At 30.5% G+C, this 24,515-nt stretch carries 25 protein-coding genes and 1 pseudogene; 10 read left to right on the top strand and 16 right to left on the bottom strand.

What is annotated here, in order from left to right; translation table 11 throughout:
• The 4 genes and pseudogenes from L8X30_RS02485 to argS all read left to right on the top strand — a co-directional run.
• Positions 1–729, top strand: a pseudogene (locus L8X30_RS02485) (hypothetical protein); the annotation flags it as partial.
• Complete coding sequence (gene gmk, locus L8X30_RS02480) at positions 726–1,340, top strand: guanylate kinase (protein WP_263663070.1); 615 nt, start codon at positions 726–728, stop codon at positions 1,338–1,340. The pseudogene L8X30_RS02485 and the gene gmk, both read left to right, overlap by 4 nt.
• A 1-nt stretch (position 1,341) precedes the next feature.
• Positions 1,342–1,581 (top strand): twin-arginine translocase TatA/TatE family subunit, encoded by a 240-nt coding sequence (locus L8X30_RS02475; protein ID WP_039618758.1) that lies wholly within the window; start codon positions 1,342–1,344, stop codon positions 1,579–1,581.
• A gap of 9 nt (positions 1,582–1,590) precedes the next feature.
• Positions 1,591–3,186, top strand: coding sequence for an arginine--tRNA ligase (gene argS / locus L8X30_RS02470; RefSeq protein WP_263678816.1), 1,596 nt, complete (start codon positions 1,591–1,593; stop codon positions 3,184–3,186).
• Here argS and L8X30_RS02465 read toward each other — a convergent pair.
• The 6 genes from L8X30_RS02465 to L8X30_RS02440 form a co-directional block, all read right to left on the bottom strand.
• The gene (locus L8X30_RS02465; protein ID WP_039618755.1) at positions 3,183–3,701 is read right to left on the bottom strand and encodes a threonine/serine exporter family protein; all 519 of its coding nucleotides are present in this window, start codon (positions 3,699–3,701) and stop codon (positions 3,183–3,185) included. The genes argS and L8X30_RS02465 overlap by 4 nt on opposite strands.
• Positions 3,698–4,474 (bottom strand): threonine/serine exporter family protein, encoded by a 777-nt coding sequence (locus L8X30_RS02460; protein WP_263678815.1) that lies wholly within the window; start codon positions 4,472–4,474, stop codon positions 3,698–3,700. The genes L8X30_RS02465 and L8X30_RS02460 overlap by 4 nt, the downstream gene beginning before the upstream one ends.
• Positions 4,475–4,624: 150 nt before the next feature.
• A complete protein-coding gene (locus L8X30_RS02455) occupies positions 4,625–5,230 on the bottom strand; it encodes a DedA family protein (protein WP_263678813.1) in 606 nt (201 codons plus the stop codon).
• Positions 5,231–5,279: 49 nt separating this feature from the next.
• Positions 5,280–5,708 (bottom strand): trehalose-6-phosphate synthase, encoded by a 429-nt coding sequence (locus L8X30_RS02450; RefSeq protein ID WP_263678811.1) that lies wholly within the window; start codon positions 5,706–5,708, stop codon positions 5,280–5,282.
• 47 nt (positions 5,709–5,755) lie between these two features.
• Positions 5,756–6,238, bottom strand: coding sequence for a peptidylprolyl isomerase (locus L8X30_RS02445; protein ID WP_263663075.1), 483 nt, complete (start codon positions 6,236–6,238; stop codon positions 5,756–5,758).
• Positions 6,239–6,247: 9 nt separating this feature from the next.
• On the bottom strand, positions 6,248–6,955 hold the full coding sequence (locus tag L8X30_RS02440; RefSeq protein WP_214098152.1) for a YebC/PmpR family DNA-binding transcriptional regulator: 708 nt from the start codon (positions 6,953–6,955) through the stop codon (positions 6,248–6,250).
• An 80-nt stretch (positions 6,956–7,035) separates the two neighbouring features.
• On the opposite strand from L8X30_RS02440, the gene L8X30_RS02435 reads away from it, so the two are divergent.
• The 3 genes from L8X30_RS02435 to L8X30_RS02425 are packed head-to-tail and all read left to right on the top strand — an operon-like array spanning position 7,036 to position 9,883.
• Entirely contained in the window at positions 7,036–7,581 is a 546-nt protein-coding gene (locus L8X30_RS02435) for a GNAT family N-acetyltransferase (RefSeq protein ID WP_263678810.1), read from the top strand.
• A complete protein-coding gene (locus L8X30_RS02430) occupies positions 7,582–7,773 on the top strand; it encodes a heavy-metal-associated domain-containing protein (protein WP_263663078.1) in 192 nt (63 codons plus the stop codon).
• A complete protein-coding gene (locus L8X30_RS02425) occupies positions 7,763–9,883 on the top strand; it encodes a heavy metal translocating P-type ATPase (RefSeq protein ID WP_263678809.1) in 2,121 nt (706 codons plus the stop codon). The genes L8X30_RS02430 and L8X30_RS02425 overlap by 11 nt, the downstream gene beginning before the upstream one ends.
• A gap of 61 nt (positions 9,884–9,944) precedes the next feature.
• Here the strand turns inward: L8X30_RS02425 and L8X30_RS02420 are convergent, their stop codons facing one another.
• The 6 genes from L8X30_RS02420 to alaS all read right to left on the bottom strand — a co-directional run bounded on the left by L8X30_RS02420 (position 9,945) and on the right by alaS (position 18,476).
• The gene (locus L8X30_RS02420; protein WP_263678808.1) at positions 9,945–11,840 is read right to left on the bottom strand and encodes an NAD(P)/FAD-dependent oxidoreductase; all 1,896 of its coding nucleotides are present in this window, start codon (positions 11,838–11,840) and stop codon (positions 9,945–9,947) included.
• A 90-nt stretch (positions 11,841–11,930) separates the two neighbouring features.
• A complete protein-coding gene (locus tag L8X30_RS02415) occupies positions 11,931–12,491 on the bottom strand; it encodes a sulfite oxidase heme-binding subunit YedZ (protein WP_263678807.1) in 561 nt (186 codons plus the stop codon).
• A complete protein-coding gene (gene msrP / locus L8X30_RS02410; RefSeq protein ID WP_257396805.1) occupies positions 12,491–13,384 on the bottom strand; it encodes a protein-methionine-sulfoxide reductase catalytic subunit MsrP in 894 nt (297 codons plus the stop codon). The genes L8X30_RS02415 and msrP overlap by 1 nt, the downstream gene beginning before the upstream one ends.
• 81 nt (positions 13,385–13,465) lie before the next feature.
• The gene (locus tag L8X30_RS02405) at positions 13,466–15,397 is read right to left on the bottom strand and encodes a PBP1A family penicillin-binding protein (RefSeq protein ID WP_263678823.1); all 1,932 of its coding nucleotides are present in this window, start codon (positions 15,395–15,397) and stop codon (positions 13,466–13,468) included.
• On the bottom strand, positions 15,397–15,939 hold the full coding sequence (gene maf, locus L8X30_RS02400; protein WP_263678806.1) for a septum formation inhibitor Maf: 543 nt from the start codon (positions 15,937–15,939) through the stop codon (positions 15,397–15,399). Before maf ends, L8X30_RS02405 begins: the two co-directional genes overlap by 1 nt.
• Positions 15,939–18,476 carry an alanine--tRNA ligase gene (gene alaS / locus L8X30_RS02395; RefSeq protein WP_263678805.1) on the bottom strand — a complete coding sequence of 846 codons (2,538 nt, stop codon included), beginning with the start codon at positions 18,474–18,476 and terminating at the stop codon, positions 15,939–15,941. Before alaS ends, maf begins: the two co-directional genes overlap by 1 nt.
• Positions 18,477–18,584: 108 nt before the next feature.
• Between alaS and L8X30_RS02390 the strand changes: the two genes are divergently transcribed.
• Genes L8X30_RS02390 through hemH form a run of 3 tightly spaced genes read left to right on the top strand, consistent with a single transcriptional unit; the run spans position 18,585 to position 21,420 of the window.
• Positions 18,585–19,661: a DegT/DnrJ/EryC1/StrS family aminotransferase gene (locus tag L8X30_RS02390; protein WP_263678821.1), complete on the top strand. Its 1,077-nt coding sequence runs from the start codon at positions 18,585–18,587 to the stop codon at positions 19,659–19,661.
• Positions 19,658–20,515 carry a Gfo/Idh/MocA family protein gene (locus L8X30_RS02385; RefSeq protein WP_263678803.1) on the top strand — a complete coding sequence of 286 codons (858 nt, stop codon included), beginning with the start codon at positions 19,658–19,660 and terminating at the stop codon, positions 20,513–20,515. Before L8X30_RS02390 ends, L8X30_RS02385 begins: the two co-directional genes overlap by 4 nt.
• A gap of 2 nt (positions 20,516–20,517) precedes the next feature.
• Entirely contained in the window at positions 20,518–21,420 is a 903-nt protein-coding gene (gene hemH, locus L8X30_RS02380; protein WP_263678802.1) for a ferrochelatase, read from the top strand.
• A 27-nt stretch (positions 21,421–21,447) separates the two neighbouring features.
• On the opposite strand, the gene L8X30_RS02375 is transcribed toward hemH, so the two are convergent.
• The 4 genes from L8X30_RS02375 to flgB are packed head-to-tail and all read right to left on the bottom strand — an operon-like array spanning position 21,448 to position 24,496.
• Entirely contained in the window at positions 21,448–23,259 is a 1,812-nt protein-coding gene (locus L8X30_RS02375) for a peptidoglycan D,D-transpeptidase FtsI family protein (protein ID WP_263678801.1), read from the bottom strand.
• Between the two features lie 3 nt (positions 23,260–23,262).
• A complete protein-coding gene (gene fliE / locus L8X30_RS02370; protein ID WP_039668591.1) occupies positions 23,263–23,556 on the bottom strand; it encodes a flagellar hook-basal body complex protein FliE in 294 nt (97 codons plus the stop codon).
• Positions 23,557–23,559: 3 nt separating this feature from the next.
• A complete protein-coding gene (gene flgC, locus L8X30_RS02365; protein WP_039618718.1) occupies positions 23,560–24,054 on the bottom strand; it encodes a flagellar basal body rod protein FlgC in 495 nt (164 codons plus the stop codon).
• A 10-nt stretch (positions 24,055–24,064) separates the two neighbouring features.
• Entirely contained in the window at positions 24,065–24,496 is a 432-nt protein-coding gene (gene flgB / locus L8X30_RS02360) for a flagellar basal body rod protein FlgB (RefSeq protein ID WP_039668590.1), read from the bottom strand.
• Between the last annotated feature and the right edge of the window lie 19 nt (positions 24,497–24,515).

Genomic DNA, 24,515 nt, shown 5'->3' with positions numbered 1-24,515 from the left:
GAAAATATAGAAGAAAATATAGAAGAAAATATAGAAGAAAATATAGAAGAAAACCCCGCCGAATTTGATTCTCTTGATGATTTACCTATGGTTGAAGAAATGAGCGAAAAAGAGATGAGTTTTGATGATTTACCTGAAGATGCTCAATTTATTGGTGAAGCAAAAGATGATGATAGTGTTACAGAAGAAAATGAACCTTTAGTAGAAGAGGTTTTTGAAGATGAAAGTATAGATGATTTTCAACCAGAAGAGGAGTTAAGCACTCAAGATAAAATAAAAGAAGAATTAGCTGCTATTGATGAATTAGATGAAGAATTTGGTGATATTGATGAGAATTTAATGAGTGATTTTGATATGCAGGATTTAAGTGAGGGTGAAAATTTACAAATGAAATCACAAGCCGATGTGAATGAGGAAAATATAGAGGAAAATATGAGTGAAGTTTTAGATGAAACGCAAGATGAATTTGCAAATTTAAACGAAAATGATATTATGTTAGCTTTAGGAGAAGAACTTGCTCCAGCTATTGTAGAAAAGAAAGAAGCAAGCAAGGTAAACACTGAAGAAAAAGCAGAGAATTTACAAGAAGATGAAATGGTAAATGAGCTTAGTAAAAGTATAGCTCAAACTATCACTTCGAGTATTACCGATGATACTTTAAAAGCAGCCTTAAAAGGCATGAAAATGAATATAAACATTAACATAAGCTTTGATGAGGATAAACATTGAGTGGTCAAATTTTAATCATCTCAGGGCCAAGTGGAGCAGGTAAGAGTACCTTGCTTCAAAGGCTTTTTAAAGAAAAAGATAATATTTATTTTTCTATTTCAAGTACAACAAGAGCTCCTAGAGAAAATGAAAAAAATGGAGTAGATTATTTTTTTATTAGCGAAGAAGAATTTAAACAAGGTATAGAAAAAGGTGATTTTTTAGAATGGGCTTTGGTACATAAAAATTATTATGGCACTTCGTTAATTCCTGTGAAAAAAGCATTACAAGAGGGTAAAAGTGTCATTTTTGATATCGATGTGCAAGGTTTTTGTATAGCTAAAGAAAAAATGCCTGAATATATTACTTCTGTTTTTATTACAACTAAAAATAAAAAAGAACTTGAAAAAAGATTGCTTAAGCGAAATACTGATAAAATAGAAGATATTAGCAAAAGATTGGAAAATGCTAGTGATGAAATGGCTTATTTGGATCGATATGATTTTTTAATCATAAATGATGATCTTGAAAAAAGCTATAGGGAGTTAGAAGCGGTTTTTGAAGCTTCAAAATTAAAAAGTACAAAACATGATTTAAAACAAATTCAAATTCAATGGAATAAAGGAGAATAAAATGCATATGCCAAGCGGAACTCAATGGTTGATTATATTACTTATAGTAGTGTTACTTTTTGGTGCAAAAAAAATTCCAGAGCTTGCTAAAGGCTTAGGAAAAGGTATTAAAACTTTTAAAGATGAAATGAATACAGAAGATGATAAAAAAATCGTTCAAGAAGATGCGCAAAAAATTGAAAAAATCAATGAAAAAGATGTTCTTGTAAAAGAAAATAACGAAGAAGTAAAAAAAGCTTAAGGCAATACATTGAAAACTTTAGTTTATAAAGAAATTAAAGAAAAATTAGGAAGAGATTTTATCTTAGAAAATCCCAAGAATAAAAATCTAGCTCATTTTGCCACGCCTTTGGCTTTTTCTTTGGCTAAAGAATTAAAGCAAAATCCTATGATAATTGCCAATGATATTGTTGCTAAGTTAAAAAATTGTGATTGTTTTGAAAGTGTAGAGGCTTTAAATGGTTATGTAAATTTTAAACTTTCAAAAACTTTTTTAAATTCTTTGGCTACGCAAGCTTTGGGCGATAGTGAAAATTTTGCAAAAGATGATAAAAAAGAGCAGAGTTTTTTACTTGAATATGTGAGTGCAAATCCGACAGGACCTTTACACATAGGACATGCTAGAGGGGCTATTTTTGGCGATACTTTAACTAGGGTTGCTAGGCATTTAGGGTATAAATTTGATATAGAATATTATGTCAATGATGCGGGTAATCAAATTTATCTTTTAGGTCTTTCTATATTACTTGCAGTAAAAGAGCATTGTTTAAAAGAGCAAGTTCAATATCCTGATGAGTATTATAAAGGCGAATATATCGTAGATGTAGCAAAAGAAGCTTTTGTTGATTTTGAAAAAGATTTCTTTGTAGAAGAAAACATTCCGCAATTAGCACTTTGGGCTAAGGATAAAATGCTTAAAATTATCAAGCAAAATTTGGCCGATGCTAAGATATTTATTGATACTTATGTGAGCGAAACAAGTTATTATAATGAATTAGAAAATACCTTAAAAGCTTTAAAAGAGCATGGTGGTACTTATGAACAAGATGGTAAAATCTGGCTTGCATCAAGTGCTAAAGGCGATGAAAAAGATCGTGTGATTATTAAAGATGATGGAAAAGGAACTTATCTAGCTGCTGATATAGTTTATCATAAAGATAAAATGAGCCGCGGTTATGATAAGTGTATTAATATATGGGGAGCTGATCATCATGGCTATATAGCTAGAATGAAAGCTGCTATGGAATTTTTAGGTCAGGATAGTCAAAATCTTGAAATTATCTTAGCGCAAATGGTTTCATTATTAAAAAATGGTGAGCCTTATAAAATGAGCAAAAGAGCAGGAAATTTCATCTTAATGGGTGATGTTTTAGAAGAGCTTGGCAGTGATGTGTTAAGATATATTTTTATTAGTAAAAAATGTGATACACATTTAGAGTTTGATGTAGATGAGTTTAAAAAAGAAGATAGCTCTAATCCTGTGTATTATATTAATTATGCTCATGCTAGAATTCATCAAGTATTTGCTAAAGCAGGTAAGAGTGTAGATGATGTTATGCATGCTAAATTTGAGAGTTTAAATGAAGATGGCATGAATCTTTTATTTGAAAGTTTAAATTTAAAAGCAGTGCTTAATGACGCATTTGAGTCAAGAGCCTTGCAAAAAATTCCTGATTATTTAAAAAATTTAGCTTCTTTATTTCATAAATTTTATAATGAAAATAAAGTAGTTGGCTCAGATAACGAAGATGAGCTTTTAAAACTTTTTGCCGTATGTGCTTTAAGTATTAAAACAGCTTTTGCGCTTATGGGAATAGAGGCAAAAAATAAAATGAATCACGATTAATTTTGGTCGTGATTTTTACTTTTTTTAATACTTCTTGTCATCATAAAGCTTTGCTCGAAAAACAAAAGCAAAGTCACACTTACTCCTACTGCTAAGGCTAGTGTTACTGAAAGTGTTGTAAAAAAATGATCAAAAAATTGAATCAAGAAATTAGTCTTTTCGCTAATATCTTCTGAGCGTATAAAAGAAATCAAATACAATATGGCCTTATATGCATAAATTCCAGGTATCATAGGAATGAGAGCGGGAAAAGCTATGATTTCAGCAGGTGTTTTAAAAATCTTAGCTAAAAATAAACCAAGACAGCCTATACTAAAAGAAGCTATAAAGGTTGCAATAGCCAAGGTTTGAAAGCCAAAATATCCCATCAAGGTAAAGCGCATGCCATGAGCTATAGCGGCTAATATGGCTGAGAGTATGAGTGTTTTAAAGGGTGGATTACACACATAAGCAAAACCAAAACCTGTTAAAGCTGCAAAAAACATATCCCAAAGTATAGAAGAATAATCAATCATCTTAAAATCCCAAAATCATTAATACCAAGAGTAGTGTAAATTCCAATGGCAATACAGCATACTAATATCGCCACACTAATAATACGACTAAGCCCCATAAGTATATGATCTTTTAAAATGTCTATAACGGAGTTTATAAAATAAACCCCAGGAATTAAATATAATATACTAGAACCCAAAGCAACATTAGCTTCTTGCACGAGTTTCAAATCCACCCCAAAAAATACAATAAAAGAAGATAAAAAAGAACAAATAATGTATTGAATTCTTAAATCAATTTTTATTCTAGTGAGTAAAACTCTTAAGCTAAAACCTACTAAAGTAGCTAAAAATACAAATAAGCAACCATAAAAATCTCCTCCAAATAGCTTGCAAAATGCTGAGTTTGCCACTGAAACTAAAAATAAATTCGCTAAAAAAGGATTTCTTGTGCTTTGTTTGAGTTTTATAAGAGAAAATTTAGCTTCTTCTAGGTTATATTTATGATCATGAATTTGCCAGCTTAATGCACTAAGTTCTAAAATAAGTTTAAAATTAATATGATTGTGCTTATTAGGTATGATATAGGTTCTTTGTATGGAATTATCATCTTTATCAAAAATATTTAGCGTGGTATGATGAAAGAAAAAATTCATGTTAATCTCATAACCATATGCATTAGCTATTCTTCCAACGCACTTTGCCACTCTTGCTGTGTAGGTTCCAGCACTTAGAAAAACACTGATGTATTCGATTAAAAAATCTGTTAAATTTTGAATAGATGGCTTTTGCATAACATTTTTCTTTGAAATAATTTTTATAAGATTTTATCAAAAATCAAATATAAAATCATATAAATTTAAATGTTTTTAGAAAATATATATTAAATTAAAGGAAATAATAAAATACCTAGCTAATGAAACTAGGTATTTAAAATTGAAATTTTAAGATATCTTTTTTCTTTTTTGGATATAGATATAAATAGCCACAATCATAGTAGCAAAAATAATACAAGCTACAATAACAAAATGCAAATATTCTTTGATTAAATCTTCATTTTTACCTAAAACATAGCCTAATATAAGCAAAATCAAACACCAAATTCCAGCCCCTAAACTAGTATAAAATATAAACTTTTTCAAATTCATTCTTGCTAATCCTGCGGGTAAAGAAATATACTGACGCAAACCAGGGATTAATCTACCACTAAAGGTTGATATCTCACCATGTTTGTTAAAAAAGGCTTCAAATTGAGCAAATTTTGCTTCATTAACTCCAAAATATTTGCATATTTTCAAAAGAACTTCCCGTCCTAAAAAATAACATAAATAATAATTAAGCAAAGCTCCTAAAAGAGCTCCAAAAGTCCCACAAAGCAGACATAGCCAAAAGTTAAGTTCGTTTTGATGGGCTAAATATCCAGCAGGTATCATCACTACTTCGCTGGGAAAAGGAAAAAAGGAACTTTCTACAAACATAAGAAAAATAATCCCCCAATAACCCCAATCTTTTGCAAGAGTGAGTAAAAAATCTATAATATCACCAAGCATAAATAACCTTTATTTTTTAAGCTAATGATATAAGCTTAGTTTTAATGTTTTAAAAATATAGCATGGCTTTTGCGCAAATGATTATTAAAATACATAAAATCAATGCAATCAAGTGAGATTTTAAAGGATCTTTTCTTTTTAAAACTTTTATAAAAAATAAAGAATAAAAAGTCAAAGCTAGCATTGTTATTAATAATAAAAGTTTGATAAATAAAAATATGCCAAAATTACTCGCAAAAAAATCCCAAAAAGAGTTAAATTCATAAAAGCTCAAAAGATAAAATCCACTTAGTAAAAGTAAGATAAAAATACCAGCAAAAATAAAAATACTTGATTTAGTATAAGCTTTTTTAATTTTATCACAATCTTCTTTGTTTGCGTGTTGATAAGCAAAGCGATAAACACATACATCAAAAAATACATAGGCTATAAAAAATACAGCGCAAATAAGATGAATACAAATAAAAATAAAATGCATAATTAATCTCCTTAAAAATCATAGCACAATTTTAAGGAGATGTAAAATTAAAGTTTTTCTAAAATTTGGATAGTTTTGATTTTATCTCCTGCTCTAATGCTATCTAGTACTTCCAAACTTTCTTTATCTTCAGGGTTAATTTGCCCAAAGATAGTATGCACTCCGTCTAAATGAGGCTGCGGGCTGTGACAAATGAAAAATTGCGATCCGCCTGTATCTCTGCCAGCGTGAGCCATAGATAAGCTACCTCTTAAGTGCTTGTGTTTTTGATCGTCACATTCACATTCTATCTCATAGCCAGGGCCACCTGAGCCTATACCATAAGGACAACCACCTTGTATCACAAAATTTGGAATCACGCGGTGAAAAACAAGCTCATCATAAAAACCATCATTGGCTAAGTTGGCAAAATTACACACAGTTTGTGGTGCTTCATCAGGAAATAATTCTAATTTCATATCACCTTTTTCGGTGCTAATGATAGCAAAATTGTATTTTTTTGCATTTTTTGTGTCGATTTTTTTAAGCATTTTTTGATCCTATTCTATATTAGTATAAACTGCTTGTACATCATCATCATCTTCTAATTTATCAAGCAATTTTTCAATATCAAGAAGTTGTTCTTCGCTAAAATTTACAGGATTGTTAGCAAGATATTCAAGTCCTGCTTTTTTAAGCACTAAACCTTTTTTTTCTATGGCATTGCTAAGCTCGCCAAAAGCAGTGTAATCACCTATAATTAGTAATTCCTCTTCATTTTGCTCAAGCTCTTCAAGTCCTGCATCAATGAGTTCAAGCTCAAGTTCTTCTAAATCTCCATCATATTTTTCAAGATGAAAAACAGCTTTATGTGAAAACATAAAAGTTAAAGAGCCATTTTGTAAAATTTCTCCACCATTTTTGCTAAAAATCGCTTTTACATTGGCCACTGTGCGTGTAGGATTATCACTCATACACTCAACAATGATTAAAGCTCCATGTGCTGCTTTTCCTTCATAGTGGATATTTTTAATATCAGCACTATCTTTTCCACTTGCTCTTTTAATAGCTGCATCGATATTGTCTTTTGGCATATTATTAGCTTTTGCAGTAGCTATGGCACTACGAAGCTTTGGATTCATATCAGGATCAGCTCCGCCTTCTTTTGCTGCTACTTGTATAGCCTTTGCAAGTTTTGGAAAAAGTTTGCTCATTTTATCCCATCTTGCTTCTTTAGAGGCTCTGCGATATTCAAACGCTCTTCCCATAAATTCTCTCTTTCTTATATTGTTTTAAAGTTAAAAGTATAAACTAAGAAGTCTAAATTTGATTTTAAAGGAGTAAAAGAGTGATCAGAAAAGCTAGAAAAGATGATGTTAAAAAATGCATACAATTGCTTGCTTTAGCAATGGATCATTTTATATACAAACTTAGTGGTTATAATGATCATCAAAAAGCCATAGAGGTTTTAGAAAATTTCTTCACTCAAGAAAATAATCGTTTAAGCTATGAAAATATATATGTTTATGAAGAAGATAGGGAAATTTTAGGTGCGATTTGTTGTTATGATGGGGCTTTGGCGGATGAGCTAGATAAGCCTTTAAATGATCATTTAGAATTTTTAGGAATCAAAGAAAAAGTTTTAAAAGAATGTGAAAATGAGTTTTATTTAGATAGTATTTGTGTGGATGAAAAAGCAAGAGGGAAAGGTATTGCTAAGAAATTGATTGAATGCGCTTTCAATGAAGCTTTGAAAAATGGTAAAAAGCTTTCATTAATCGTAGAAGATGAAAATATAAATGCAAAAATGCTTTATGAAAAAATGGGTTTTAAACTGATAAAAAATAAAATTTTTCACTCTCATAAATATGAATACAGAGAAAAAGGAGAATAAATGATTATAAAAACTAAAAATATTAATTGTCAAAGTTGTGTAAATTTAATCAAGGCTTCATTGGAAGATGAATTTGGTACTATGCAAATAAATGTTGAAACAAAAAGTATTGAGATTGATTTAAAAGCAGAGCAAGTTGAAGAGTTCAAAAAACAATTGCAAGATTTAGGTTTTGAGATAGATGAAGCATGAGTTAAAATTAAAAATAGGCAATATGACTTGTGTTAATTGCTCTAATGCTATAGAAAAAGTTTGTGCAAAAATTGATGGAGTCGAAGATGTAAGTGTTTCTTATGTCAATTCTAGCGGGGTGTTTTTGCTTAAAGATTTATCCTTGGAAGTAAAAATCAAAGAAAAAATCAAAGCTTTGGGTTTTGAGATATTACAAGAAGAGCAAAATTTATACGAGTTTAAACTCAAAGAGCTTAAAAATATGAAAACAAAGCTTATCATGAGTATAATTTTAAGCTCTATTGTGATGTATTTTGAAATGTTTGTTCAAGGAAATGTTTCTGCTTTAATTCAAATGTTTTTATCTATGGTAGCGATTTTTTATTGTGGAAAAGGTTTTTTTATCCACGCTCTTAAAGGATTAAGACATAAAAATTTAGATATGAACACTTTGATATCCTTAGGTGCCTTTACTTCTTTTGTATATTCTTTTTTTGTGTATTTTGAGGTATTTGGCAAAGATGGTTATTTGTATTTTAGTGGTGGAGCGATGATTATAAGCTTTGTTTTATTGGGTAAATACTTAGAAGAAAAGGCTAAATTTAAATCCTTAGAATATCAAAATAAATTAAAAAACATAGATATTAAAAAAGCTAATATAATCTTAGAAGATGGAAGTATAAAAAGCATACCCAGTGCTTTTGTAAAAGAAAATGATGTGATTTTAGTAAAAGAGGGCGAAAGCGTTGTTGCTGATGGGATGATTATAGCAGGTGAAGCTGAGGTTGATGTGAGTTTTTTAACAGGAGAGTTTTTGCCACTTTTAAAAAAGCAAGATGATGAGATTTTAGCAGGAACTGTGTTGATTAATGGAAGCTTAAAGATTAAAGCTAATAAAAAGGCGATTGAAAGTTCATTAGAACAAATCAAAGATCTTGTTTTTAAAGCAGGTAGTGTCAAAACACCTTTAGCAAATTTAGCTAATAAGATTTCAGCTTATTTTGTAGCTTGTATTATAATTTTATCACTTTTTGTGTTTGCTTTTTGGTATTTTAAAGAAGGAATTAATGCAGCGTTTTTACATGCTTGTGCTACGCTTTTAATCTCTTGTCCTTGCGCTTTGGGCTTAGCAACCCCTATAGCCATAGTTAGTGCTTTAGCAAATGGAGCAAGAAATTTTATCTTAGTGAAAAATCCAGCAGTGTTAGAGAATTTAGCTAGTATAAAACTTGCTATTTTTGATAAAACAGGTACTTTAAGTCAAGATGACTTAAGTGTTTATAAGCATGATCTAACTCAAGAAAATTTTCAAAAACTCACCCAAATTGAAAATTTAAGCTCACACCCAATCGCAAAGGCTTTTACTAAAGAATTGAATGTAAATTTAAATTTACAAGGAAAATTAAGTGTTTTAGTGGGTAGTGGTTTGCTTTATGAGGAAAATGAAGATAAATATTTAATAGGCAATGAAAAATTAATGTTTGAAAATGGCGTTGATATACAAAAAAGCAAACAATTTTTACAAGAATTTGAAGATCAAGCGCCTATATGCTTGTATTTTGCAAAAAATAAAATTTGTCTTGGCGGGGTTTGTTTAAAAAATGAACTTAAAAACGAAGCTAAAGACTTGATAGCAAATTTAAAACAAAAAGGTGTAAAAAGTATTATTTTAAGCGGTGATAATAAAAAAAGTGTTGCCAAAATAGCAAATGAGCTTAATATCGATGAGTATTATTCTGACTTAAAACCCGAGCAAAAGCTTGATTTTATAAAAGAAAAAATCAAAAAAGAAAAAGTGCTTTTTATAGGAGATGGTATCAATGATGCTCCTGCTTTAAATTTAGCTAGTGCAAGCATAAGTTTTTCCAAAGCAAGTGAGCTTGCTAAAAAAAGTGGAGATTTGATTTTAATAAAAGATGATTTATCTTTAATAGCTTATTGTTTTGAGCTTTCTCAAAAAACTAAAAATATCATCAAACTCAATCTTTTTTGGGCTTTTATTTACAATGCTTTGTGCATTCCTATTGCAGCAGGTTTTGTGCCATTTATAAGTCTTAGTCCGCATTTGGCAGCTTTAGCAATGTGTTTTAGTTCAGTAACAGTTGTGCTAAATTCTTTAAGATTACGTTAGGTAATTTTTAAGCAATATTTATAAGAGTTAATTCATCAAACTCCTGAAAAGGAGTTTGATTTTATAGTTCATTAACAGCACGATATGCTTGATCAATTGCTGCGTGCATATAAGCATCCCAATCAGCATCTGAATTTGCTATAACGATATTACCAAAAGGTTTTCTTGCAAGTTCTATAGTTTTTTGCGCTTCTTCACTATCATCAAAAAGACTGTTTTCTGTATATGAATAACAATGCCCCCAACGATTTACAACTATAGCCTTAATGTCTCTTTCATGGTCAAATCCAGCCGAGCCTAACATGCCTTGAAGTTGATCGCGAACGATTTTTTCATGTTCTTCAAAACTCATAGTGAATAATAAATTTCTACCCACTCTAGCTCTATCTCTTGCATCCATTCCTTCAAGGTCGATTCCTTGCATAGAAGCAAATACTAAAGGCGAGCATACCATATGAACACAAATAGGCTTTTTAGGATCTCTTGGGTGATGGTATCCTCCCATATCCACAGGATAATCAAGCTTGGTTCTAGCATAAGGCATTTTTGGTGAATAAATTTCATGTACTCCAAGTTTTATAAATGGTTCCCAGTTGCTTATAATAACATTTGTGTGTAAAAGAGAGGTTTTTACGTTTTTGCTTAAAGCATCTTTTTGATCTTGTGGCATGCTTGGTACTATGTATGGAATCATACTATTATAATTTGCCATTACAACTTTTTTAGCTTTTACTCTATAATTTTTGCCTTTATTAACATAAGTTACCAAAGCTCCATCTTTTGTGTTTTCTACATTGATAACAGTGCTGTTTAATCTTAAACGCACTTTGTTTTTAGCAAGATCAAGTTTAGAATAATCAAAATGAGCTAGAGTAACTTCATCCATATCTTTGCCTTTTTTAGATACATCAGGAATTAATCTTCTAACCATTAATCTAGCAACAGTGGCATTACCATCAGCGCAGTGGTGGATGTATGGTTCTTCCATTTCAGCTAATGCTTCTCCTTCGATTGGATCAAGACCAAGCTTGTCAAAACCAGGTAAAAATGAAGCTCTAGCATCTTCACAAGAAACAGCATCAATACCCAAAGCCAAAAAGTCATCTGTCATACCTTCAAAGAATTTTACAGCTTGTGGTGAAAGCTTAACTTTTTCTTCTAAGAATTTTTTATAGCTTGTTTTAGCCACATACTCATCTCTTTGCTCTTTTGTCAAACCTTTTAAATAGTCTTTTTCGCTTTTAAATAAAGCAATTAAATCTTTTTTATCTTTTTCATTAAGAGGAAAATCACCTATAAAAGCTTCAACACTTCTACCATTATGTCTTCCCTCAGGAATATCATCACAAATTACTTTTCTAGGGTTGCCACTTACGACTTTATCTACTCCAAATTCAGTCTTAGAAAAATACACACCCCTGCTAAGATTTAAATCAGGATAAAAATTTACATCAAAACGTTTAGCAAGCTCATCAATATCCACACCCAAAGATGATAATAAATCTACTACTTCTTTAGAATATAACGCTTTTGGTGATTGAAATGTTTCGCTACCACCATAACTTAAAATAGTACCATCTTCTAAATCTATTTCATTTCTTCTAGCATGTCCACCAAAATCATCATGATTATCAAGGATAAGAATTTTTTTATCTTTTCCAAATTTGTTTTGATAAAAACAGGCAGCTGCTAAACCACTAATTCCAGCTCCAACTACAACCAAATCATATTCTTGTTTAGGTTTGATAGCGCTAAAGTCAAATTTTTCACCATCTCTTAGCATATGTGCAAATTCATAACTTGCATTATTGCTACCCCTTAGTCCAAGCCATTTTGGAGGATAGTATTCTTTGGTAAAATCTTCGATTTTGGCTTCTTTACCATATAATACTTGCAAAGGAGTCATTCCTGCAAGTATAGTTAAAGCCATTCCATTTAAAAAATCTCTTCTTTGCATGATTGTCCTTAAAATAAGATATATCAAGTCTTATTTTAAGAATATATTTATATATTTACTCTTAAAAGTGTTTCATTTGAATACAAATTTTTATAAAAAAGTTACTTTTTTTCTCTTTTTATAATTTTTATATAGTTTAATAAGTAGAAAAATCAAGGCTAGACTTAAAGCTAAAAAATGTGGAATTTGTGGTATTTTTGCAGATAAAAAATAATGCCAAGCTACTAGCAAAAAGCAAAAATATCCAAGTTTTCTTATTTTACTCATTTTTTTAAAAAGCTTAAATGAGCTTATAAACATAAATGTGAGTATAAAAAAGCTTACAAAACCACTAAATTCTAAATTTTTACTAAAAGTATCTTTGAAAAAAAGTATTAAATTTAAATTTTTTCCAAAAGCAAAATAATTAAAAAAGTGAATCAAAGCCCAAAAAAACGCATAAAAACCTAAAAATTTAGGGTAATCTTTTGTGTGCTTATACTTTAAAAGTGAAAAAAACAGGCTCAATCCAAAAAAGATTAAGCCAAATATACCACTATAAAAATATACAGATTTTACAATATCAAATTCTTGCATGATTTGATAGATGCTAAAAACAATACTTAAAGCAAAGGCTAAAAATCCACCGATATTATAAACTTTTTTGCTCATTAAAAATTAACCTTTAAATCCATATCTTTATACAAATGTGCTACTTCTTTTTCATAGCCATTAAACATTTGTGTAGGCTTGGTGAAAAAATCTCCCAAAGGACGCTCATTTGCTTGAGACCATCTTGGATGAGAGACATTTGGATTAACATTAGCATAAAATCCATATTCTCTAGGGTTTGCTAGCTCCCATGTGGTTTTAGGTTGTTCTTTGGTAAATTCTATTTTTACAATAGATTTTATACTTTTAAAGCCATACTTCCATGGAACTACAAGACGAATCGGCGCTCCATTTTGTCCCAATAAAGGCTTTTTATACATACCCACAGCCATAAGCGTTAGTGGATGCATAGCCTCATCTAATCTTAAGCCCTCCACATAAGGATAATCAAGAGTTGGGAAAAATGAAGCTTGATCGGCAAATTGATTTTTATCAAAAAGAGTGGTAAATTTTATAAATTTAGCCTCACTTTTGACTTTGCATTTTTCTATTAAAGCACGCAATTCAAAACCAACCCAAGGCACTACCATAGACCAAGTTTCAACACAACGAAATCTATAAATTCTCTCTTCTAAAGGAAAGGCTAATAAATCTTGCATGGTTAAAGTCAAAGGCTCTTCAACTTCCCCGCTAACTTCTATTTTCCAGCCGTTTGTGTTAAAATTTTTCGCAAGCTCTACGGCTCTTTTTTTATCAGTAGAAAATTCATAAAAATTTACATAATTAGTCGCAATTTTTTCATCGCTAAGTTTTAATTTTTCATTATTAGGATCAGGAAAGAAATTTAATGCCATCAATTCAGATTGAACTAAGGCTGAACTAACTAAAGCTCCAGCACCTAGTTTTAAAAAATGGCGTCTTTTTTTATATAATTGTTCGTTTGTGATATTCATAATTTTCCTTTATAAGTTTTGTGATATTAAAACATATAAAGGAAAATAAAAGGATAATTTTTATTATATAAAAAAATATTTTTAAAAAATTATCTCACTGTTTTCAGATAGAGCAGGGTTATTTTTTGGAAATGGAGAAGTATTGGTATAATATTCTCTTTGCTTTTCATAAATTCCTTGATAAACTCCTTTTGGAATGATAAATTTTCTAGCACTATCAGGATAAAGTTCTAAATATTTTGTTAAAAATTCTTTAAAAACCGGAGCAGCGGTTCTTGCGCCACCTTCGATTTGTTTCATAGGTTTATTATCATCATTACCATACCAAATGATAGCTTCTATTTCAGGAGTCAAGCCACAAAACCACGCATCTATGCTTTTATTTGAAGTACCTGTTTTTCCAGCTATTTCAATCCCTTCTACTCTAGCATTGCGTCCAGTGCCTTTTTTAACAACATTTTGCATCATATCATTGACTAAAAAGGCTTGTTCGGGTTCGCTAATTTTTCTTTCTCCTGAATTAAATTCTACTACCATTTTGCCATTTTTATCAATTACTCTTTTAATGAGTATTAAATCTTTTTGCACGCCATAGTTTCCAAATGCTGTATAAAGTTTAGCATAGTCATAAATAGAAATTCCAAAGCTACCCAAAACTATAGATAAATCAACTGGTATATTCTCAAAGCCCATAAATTGAAGTTTATCATGGATCACATCAAGTCCTAGGGCAAGAGCTAAATTTATGGTAGCTAGGTTTCTTGATCCAGTTAATGCTTCTTTTAAGCTTATAAGCCCTAGAAATTTTCCACCGTAATTTTTAGGTTTCCAGTCTTTCTCATCTTCTTTGGTACTTTCAAAAATTCTTGAAATATCAGCAACCTTACTCATAGGAGAATAGCCCATATCAATGGCAATTTGGTATAAAAAAGGTTTAAAAGAACTTCCAGGCTGTCTTAAACTTTGAGTAGCACGGTTGAAATTACTTTTTGTATAATTTACCCCACCTACTAAGGCTAATATGTCTCCATTTTGGTGATTTGCTACTATCATAGCTCCATTAAGTGTACTTAAATTTGCATCTTTGTCTCTTTTAACTATTTCATCATAGCCAAATTTTAAAGCTTCTCTTGCAATATTTTGCACATCAAGATCTATAGCAAGCTCTATTTTATAACCACCACTTTTTAAGTCTTTAATTCCGCTTAGTTGTTTTAAAACTTCTTGAGTAACATAAGGAGCTGCATTTTGTGTTAAAGTATCATCATATACTTTTGGAATCTCTTTTAAGGCATTTTCATACTCTTCTTTAGAAATCCAACCAAGATTATACATCCTTTGTACTACGCTATTTGCTCTTGCTAAAGAAAGATCTAAATGTCTAGTAGGATCATAAGTGCTTGGAGCCTTTGGCATACCTACTAAAATGGCAATTTCTTTCAAACTAAGCTCATCTAAATTTTTTCTAAAATACCCAAGTGCAGCAGTTTTTACTCCATAATATCCATGTCCAAAGAATATGAAATTTAAATATCTTTCTAAAATTTGCTCTTTAGTTAAAGTACTTTCTATTTTATATGCAAGCAAGGCTTCTTTTAGCTTTCTACTTAAAGTACGCTCTGGGGTTAATTCTGTGTTTTTTATGAATTGTTGCGTAAGAGTGGAAGCTCCTTCCATGGTTTTTCCACCACTTCTTATGATTTTAATAGCTGCTCTAAAAATCGCATCTATATTAACCCCACCATGTTCAAAAAAGCTAGTATCTTCAATGGCTACCAAAGCTTCTATAAGTCTTGGTGGAAGTTCTTCATAAGGAGCGTAAAAGCGGTGTTGCTCGAAAACATTTGCAACTAATTTTCCATTTTTATCAAAAATTTGTGTTGTAAGAGGTGGTTTGTAATCTTTAAAGGTGTATTGATTTAAATCAGAATCAGAAAACAAATACGCAATAAATATAAAAACTCCAACTGCACACACTACACAAAAAGAAAGAAATATTTTTAAAATTTTTATCATAAAAATGCTTTCAAAAGTTCTATATTAAGCCCTAGTGCTGTACTTTGATGGCCTATGATTTTTTTAATGTATTTTTTATGAAATCCCTCGCACATCACAGCTCCGGCTTTGCCTTGATAAAGTTTTGACTCAACGTATTCTTGCATATCTTTTAAATCAAATTTATCTAAAATCAAATCACACTTGCTAAGATTAAAAATCTTTTTATCTTCTAAAACTAAAATCATCGCGCTTAAAACGCTAATGCTTTTGCCACTTTGCAAATTGAGCATATTAAAAGCCTCATTATCACTTTTAGCTTTAGTAAGAATGATATTTTGAGCACAAACTATGCTATCAGCAAATAAAACATTTTTTAAATCAGGATATTTTGCAAAAAACTGCCTTTCTTTTTCTAAAACAATTTTTTGCACATAAGAGCTTGGATTATCTTTTTTTACCAAGCTCTCATCATAATCGATAATAATTTGTTCAAAAGCGATATTTGCTTCTTTTAATAAAGCAACGCGTGAAAGCGAACTTGAAGCTAGATAAAGCATTAAGCAAGACTTTCTTCTATGATTTTCTTAGCATGATCAAGCGCTTGTTCTATTTTGCTTGTATCTTTACCGCCAGCTGTTGCAAAATCATCCCTACCGCCACCGTTTCCACCAAGTATTTGTGCAATTTCTTTTACCAAAACACCAGCTTTTAACGAAGTGTCTTTAACACCTGCTGCTATGATGATTTTGCCTTCTTTTTCTTGTAAAAGTAAAATTACCGCTTTGTTAAATTTGTTTTTAAACTCATCTATCATGGTTTTTATATCGCCACTATCTATTTTTTGCACACAATATTGAATGCCATTTAGTTCTTTAGAGTTTAATTCTGCTTTGTTTGAATTTTTTAATTCATTTTTTAAACTAGCTATTTCATTTTTTAATTTTGCCACATAGCTTAAAATATCATGAGTTTTTAACTCTTCTTTGGCTTGGTTTAGTTCTTTTAAATTTTCATTAACATAATCAAGTGCAGCTTTGCTTACTACTGCTTCTATCCTTCTAACTCCAGCGCTAACTCCGCTTTCTTTGATGATGTAAAAACTTCCTATTTCAGAGCTATTTTTCACATGGGTACCACCGCAAAGTTCTTTACTAGCTCCTAGGGTTAAAACTCTTACTTTTTCTTGATATTTTTCACTAAATAAAGCTATGGCGCCACTTTTTTTAGCTTCATCTAAAGCCAAAATTTCAATTTTAGCTTCATTTACTTGCATGATGTGAGTATTTACTAAAGCTTCTATTTGCTTTAATTCTTCTTTGTTTAGAGCTTTTGGATGAGTAAAATCAAATCTTAATTTATTATGCTCTACCAAAGAACCTGCTTGACTAATGTGTGAGCCAAGAATTTCTCTTAAAGCATGGTGTAGTAAATGTGTCGCACTATGATGTCTTGCGATTTGTTCTCTTTTTTTAGTATCTATGCAAGCTAACACTTTATCATTTGTTTTAAGATCTTGTTTTAATTTCACTTGACTAAGATTAATATCAAAGAATTTTTGTGTATCTAAAACCTCATTTTCATTGATAAAACCTATATCAGCGCTTTGCCCTCCACTTGTTGCATAAAATGGAGTTTTTTCAAGCATTAACCATGCTATATCTCCTGCCTTAGCTTCGGTTATGATTTTAAAATTTTCATCTAAAATAGCCATGATTTTAGTTTTTTCTTCATAATTTTCATAACCACTAAAAGTATTTTTGCCAAATTTTTCTAATAAAACTTTAAAGTCTCCGCTAACTGCTTTATCTCCACTTCCTTTCCAAGAAGCTTTGGCTCTATCTTTTTGTTCTTGCATAAGCTCATTAAATTTAGCCTCATCTACACTAAGATTTTTCTCTCTTAACATATCTTGGGTTAAATCAAGTGGAAAACCATAAGTATCATAAAGTTTAAAAGCTACTTCACCACTAAAAATATCTTTAGTTTTTTTAAGTTCTTCGTTAAAAATTTCTATGCCATTTTCGATAGTGCTTAAAAATCTTTCTTCTTCTAGTTTAATCTGCTCTTTGATAAATTCTTTTTTTTCATTTAAGTAAGTATAATGTCCACCCATTAACTCACAAACTACATCTACAAGCTCATACATAAAAGCTCTTTTAAGACCTAGTAAATATCCATGTCTTAAGGCACGGCGCATAATTCTTCTTAAAACATAGCCCCTACCTTCTTTATCAAAACCAACTCCTTGAGCAAGTAAAAATACACTTGATCTAATATGATCAGCGATTACTCTATAGCTAGCTCCACTTTCATAGGTATAAGTTTTACCGCAAAGTTTAGCAATACTCTCAATAATAGGCATAAACAAAGAACTATCAAAATTGCTAAATTTTCCTTCTTTTATAGCACTAACTCTTTCAAGTCCCATGCCTGTATCAATACTAGGTTTTGGCAATGGAGTAAGTGTGCCATCAGCACTTCTTTCATACTGCATGAAAACGAGGTTCCAAATTTCTAAGAACCTATCTCCATCACCACCCATATAATCTTCACTAGAATTAAAATGCTCAGCACCTTGATCATAAAAAATTTCACTACAAGGCCCGCATGGTCCAGTATCGCCCATTTGCCAGAAATTATCTTTATCGCCAAATTTATAAATTCTTTCTTTTTCTATATGTTTTTGCCAGAGTTCATATGCTTCATCATCGCTCTCATGTACAGTTACATATAGTCTTTCTTTAGGTAGTTTTAAAACTTCAGTTACAAACTCCCAAGCATAAGCAATGGCTTGTTCTTTAAAATAATCTCCAAAACTAAAATTTCCAAGCATTTCAAAGAAAGTATGATGTCTTGCTGTGTAGCCTACATTGTCTAAGTCATTATGTTTTCCACCAGCTCTTATACAAGTTTGACAACTTGTTTTACGCGGAGGATTAGGACGTGGTACTTCTCCGGTAAATATACTTTTAAAAGGCACCATACCTGCATTAGTAAAAAGTAAAGTTGCATCATCAGGCACTAAAGGGCTTGAAGGAGTGATTTCGTGTCCTTTTGACTTAAAAAATTCTAAATATTCTTTTCTTATATCCATAGATTTTCCTAGCTAGTTTTTTGCTTAAAATAATACCAAAAATACTTTAAATTAAGTAAAACTATCTTATAATCATGATTTTAAATTTACTAAGGTAATACAATGAAAATTCCTTTTATAGACTTAAATGCTCAATATAATGCTTATAAAAATGAAATCGATGAGGCTATTAGTGAAATTTTACAAAGCACTTCTTTTATAGGTGGTGCAAAATTAGAAGAATTTGAAAATAATTTAGCTAAATATGTAGGTATTAAACACGCAATAGGTTGTTCAAGTGGCACAAGTGCATTATTTTTAGCCTTGATGGCTTTGGGCGTGGGTAGAGATGATGAGGTAATAGTGCCAAGTTTTACCTTTATAGCTACAGCTGAAATGGTTGCTCTAATCGGCGCTAAGCCTGTTTTTGTAGATATTGATTTTAAAGATTATAATCTTAGTTTAGAAAAAGTTCAAAGTGCTATCACGCCTAAAACTAAAGCTGTAATTGCTGTGAGTATTTTTGGGCTTATGCCTGATATGTTTGCTCTAAAAGAGCTTTGTAAAAGTCAAAATATTGCTTTGATAGAAGATAGTGCGCAAAGTTTTGGAGCTAGTCAAAAAGGCATAAAATCATGTGCTATAGCTGATATATCTTGCACAAGCTTTTTCCCGTCTAAGCCTTTAGGTGCTTATGGAGATGGTGGAGCGATCTTTACCCAAGATGATGAATTAGCACAAAAAATAAAAATTTATTTAAATCATGGACAAGTGCAAAGATATAAGCATAAATACATCGGTATTAATGGAAGGCTTGATACCATCCAAGCAGCTATTTTAAATGTGAAATTAAAATACTTAGATGAAGAGATTAAAAAAAGAGAAGTAATAGCAAAAGTTTATGATGAAAATTTAAAAAATTGTATTTTACCGCCAAGAAAAGATGATTTTGTGAGTGCCCAGGCTCAATATAGCGTGCGTGTAAAGAATAGAGAAAAATTCATGCAAAAATTACAAGAGCAAGGTATACCTACTGCGGTGCATTATCCTTTGGGGCTTCATTTGCAAGAAGCTTTCGATTATCTTGCTCATAAAAAAGGTGATTTACCAAATACGGAGCTATTAAGTGATGAAATTTTATCCTTACCTATGAGTGCATTTTTAAAAGAAGAGCACCAAGCTAGAGTGATTGAGGCTTTTAAATGAAAATAGGGCTTATAGGCCTTGGTAAAATGGGTAAAAACCATTTAAGAGAACTTGAGCGTAATTTAAAAGTAAAAGAAATTCATCTTTATGATCCTTTTTGCAAAGATGAATTTAAACACTTTTTTCATAAAAATTTTGATGATTTTTTAGCACAAAATCTTGATGGTGTTATCATTGCCACGCCTACTCATACGCATTTAGATATAGCTTTAAAGGTTTTTCCTAAAATAAAAAATGTTTTGATAGAAAAGCCTTTGGCGTTAAATGTTGATGAAATTTTAATCTTAGAGCAAAAAGCTAGAGAAAACAAAGTCAGAGTAGGGGTGGGTTTTTGCGAGAGATTTAATCCTGCTATTTTAACTTTTAAAGAAAAACTTTTAGAAGATGAGATTATAAGTATTAATATACAAAGAATTTCGCCTTATCCGCAAAGAATAAACGATGTAGGTGTTTTAAGTGATCTTAGTGTGCATGATATTGACTTAGTTAGATTTTTAAGTCAAGAGCAAATTTTAAAAGCAAATATTTATAAAAGCTTCCATCATGATAAATTTGAAGATGAGGTAATGATAAGCTTAAAATTAGAAAATATCTTAGCAAGTATTCATGATAGCTGGAATGGACAATGCATTATAAGAAAAATCACAATTTTAGGTAAAAAACATACTTATGAGCTTGATCTTAAAAATTTTAAACTTTTTATCAATATGCAAAAAATTCCAAATTTATATGAAAACTCTCCTTTATATGCTGAGCATGAAGACTTTTTTGAGCTTTTGCAAAATGGAGTTTGTGAAAATTTAGCTAGTATTGAAGATGCTTTGAGAGTGCAAGAAATTTTAGAAGGTGTTTGATAGTGAAATATGTATTTTTTTTAAATATGGGCGGGGTTAATAAACTTGATGAATGTGAAGTTTTTTTAAAAAATATGTTTAATGATCCTTATATTTTAGGGATACAAAATGTTTTTTTAAGAAAATTTGTAGCCTTTATGATAAGAAAATCAAGATTAAAAGCTATGAAGCAAAACTATGAAAAAATGGGTGGGAAGTCCCCGCTTACCCAAATCACACAAAGTTTATGTGATAGATTAAATTCTAAAACTAGAGAATATAGCTTTGATTTTATCAGTCTTTATGTGCCACCCTTTGCAAATGAGGTTTTTTCAAAATATGATTTTCAAAAAAATGATGAAATCATTTTATTTCCTTTATACCCTCATCATTCTAAAACCACTGTAACTAGTTCTTTAGAAGTAGTGCAAAATGAGCTAAGAAGTGTCCAAAATCAAGCTAATGTAAAAATCATTGATGTTTTTTATAAAGATGAGCTTTATAATGAAATGATTATAAAGCATATTTTAGAAAAAAAGAAAGAATGTGATTATAAAACTTTGATTTTTTCTGCCCATTCTTTACCGCTTTCAGTGATTAAAAAAGGTGATTTGTATGAAAAACATGTGCAAGAGCATGTGGGTATCTTGAAAGAAAAGCTTAAAAATAAATTTGATCAAATCATTTTATCATATCAATCAAAACTAGGTCCAGTAAAATGGCTTGAACCTAATACAAGTGATATTTTAGCAAATTTAGATCAAAAAGCTTTGATTTATCCTATATCTTTTTGTATAGATTGTTCTGAAACGATTTTTGAGCTTGGAGCTGAGTATAGACACTTAGCAAAAAGTGATTATGAGCTTATTGCTTGTCCTAATGATAGTGATGAGTTCATAGAGTTTATTTTAAATTGTTTAGTTTAGAGTCAAATAAAACTCTAAATTTTAAAGTTAGTTTGGATTAGTTTTTATCGTTTTGTTCTCTATAGGCTTTAAATAACTTTCTTTTATCATAAGATTTACTGTATCTTTAAACATAGGTAAAGCACTTTGTGCAGCATAATAACTATAAGCCTTGGTGGGATTTCTCACCAAAACCCCTATGGTATAATTGTTTTTCTCATCATTTGCAAAGCCAAAAAATGAAGCATTGTAGCGATTTGAAGTATAGCCTTTCCTTTCAGCAATCCTAGCAGTTCCTGTTTTACCACCTATGATAATGCCTTGAGTTTGTGCTTTTTTACCCGTTCCTTTTTCTATAACATTGATTAAAATTTGTTGCATTTCTTTGGCAGCTTTACTTGAAAGAATTTTTTCTTTTTTAACTTCATCATCAAGTTTTATTAAACGCCCATCTTGATAAATTTTATTTGCAATTTGTGGTGTGATATAAATTCCATCATTGTTAAATACATTATAAGCAGCTAGAAGTTGCATAAAAGTTGTTTTTAAGCCATAACCATAACTTAATACAGATTTTTCTACTTCTCTTAACCTTTTTGGATTTGGTATTTCTCCTTTTTGTTCATATGGAAGATCAATACCACTTCTTTCTCCAAAACGAAAAATTCTAAGTCCTGAGATGATTTCAAGATTGCTTAATCTTTGGGCGATTTTAATCATACCGACATTTGAAGAGTAGGTGATAACTTCTTCCATGCTCATTTTATCTTTTTTATGATCATCACGTATAGTAAAACGACCAAGTTTATATTGACCACCTTGGGTGTTGATGATTTCATTGACTTTGATTTTATCAAGCATTAAAGCAGTGGTAAATATAAAAGGCTTTATAACAGAACCCGCTTCATAGCCATATTCTATCGCACTTGCATTAAGCACAGATAGATCTTTTCCGCGATTTTGCGGATCATATCTTCTTGAGCTAGCAAGGGCTAAAATTTTTCCACTTTTACTTTCCATAATTGCAACTATAATTTCATTAGCTTTTAGATCTTCATTTCTTTTATCAATAGCCTTTTCTAAGCCTTTTTGAAGTTTTAGTGAAATATTTAAGTATAAATTGCAACCATCTATTTTACGCTTTTCATAAGAGTGTAAATTTAGGATAATATTGCCACCTATATCTCTTAAACCTTGGATTTTTGCATTTTGTAAAGGGCTTAAGCATTCATTGTAGTATTTTTCTAAACCTTTTATGCCGACATTTTTAAAAATTTCGCTTTTTTCATCCATATAAGTTCTTGTGTAGCCTATGATAGGAGTAAGTGAGTCTTTTGGCATATACACGCGATCTTCTTTGTGTTCTATGATATCAAGTCCTCTTGTTTCAACTCTGCCATTGTTATTTGTAAAAGACTTAAAAAAGCCTTGAGTATAAAGCTTTTTAGCTAATTCTTTTAAATAACTTGCATCTTTTGAATTAATATCTTGGAGTAAAATAAAATTATAACTTCTTCTTTTTTTTGCAAGCATTCTTTTTTTGATATCTTGCATTTGCTCATCGCTTGCACCACTATAAATTTGAAAAAGCGTTAAGAATAATTCTTTTTTATCAGGATTTAAACTTCTTAGATCAATCTCTGCTCTATAAATTTGCCTACTTGAAGTTACTGTAAAATTATCGCTTGTGATGATATTACCTCTAAGAGCGGAAAAATATTGTTCTTTTTGGGTATTTGGTATATGGCGTTTTGAGGTTAGAAAAAAAGTAGAAAGTAAAAACAAGGCCATAAAAAACAGAGCCATACAAAAAGCAAAAGCTACCTTTGAAACTCTATTTCTAATGGTGTTTGAAAGCATATATTAAATTTGAGTTCTTGAAATTTCTTTATATGCGTTTATAGCCTTATTTCTAACTTCAAGCATAAATTTCATACTTGATTCAGCTTTGCTAATAGCAATTGCTGCTTGGTGTAAGTCTTTTACTTCACCTGTTGCGATGTCTACCATAGCAGCTTCAGCTGTTTCTTGAGTTTTATTAAGGTTATTAATAGAATTTTTTAATAAGCTTGAAAATTCATCACCTATATTATTTGAGTTGTTATTATTTTTATTGTTAACATTGTTAAATTGATTTATACCATTAATAGTGTTCATTTATTAACCTCTTAGTAAGTCTATCGCACTTTGTGCTATGGTTTTAGTGCTTGTAAAAGCGCTTACATTTGCTTGGTAAGCTCTTGTTGCTTCTATTAAATCGGCCATTTCAATGACAGGGTTTATATTTGGAAAAGCAACATAACCTTGTTCATTCGCATCTGGATGAGATGGATCAAATTTCATACGAAAATCTTTATCATCTCTTACAACCTTATCAACTACTACGCTCATTATAGCAGGTTTTGCATCTTTTTGCGAAGCAGGATCATTTAAAGGATTTTCATATTCTAAAAAATTATTATCTTTAGCGATTTGTTTATTTAGTAATTCATTAAAATCAGTCGCTTTAAAAATTACTTCTCTTCTTCTATATGGACCGCCTTCTGCTGTTCTAGTAGTGTTTGCATTAGCTATATTTGAGCTAATTACATTCATTCTAAAGCGTTGAGCGCTAAGTCCGTATCCGCTAATATCAAAATCACTTAAATAAGCCATTGTTTTTCTCCTAGCCTAATTTAGAGCTTGTTTCTATGATGGTTGAAAAAATATTACTTTGTCTTCTTAAAACACCATCTAAAGCAGTAATCATCATAGTATTTTTACTCATTTCAGTAGTTTCTACATCAAGATCTACTGTATTTGCATCATTTCTTGCTAAATGCCCATCTCTTAAATAAATGGTTGATTTATTAGGATCTGGAAATTTCCAAGGTTTTTGATGATTTGCATTTGTACTTGCTAATTCAAGCTCTTTGGTATCTTTCTTTTTAAAAATTTCATTTGCTCTATTAACTAAAGCAGTTTCAAATTCTATATCTCTTGCTTTATAAAAAGGAGTATCAACATTTGCAAGGTTAGAATTAATCATTTGACTTCTTAGGTTTCTTCCTGCTAAAGCATCAACAATAAGTTCTTTTGATTTAAAAGGGCTTATCATAGTTTTTCCTTTAAAATAA

It is taken from the genome of Campylobacter sp. CNRCH_2015_0338h, assembly GCF_025772785.1.
GTDB lineage: Bacteria > Campylobacterota > Campylobacteria > Campylobacterales > Campylobacteraceae > Campylobacter_D.
This window is presented reverse-complemented; position numbering and strand designations above follow the sequence as displayed.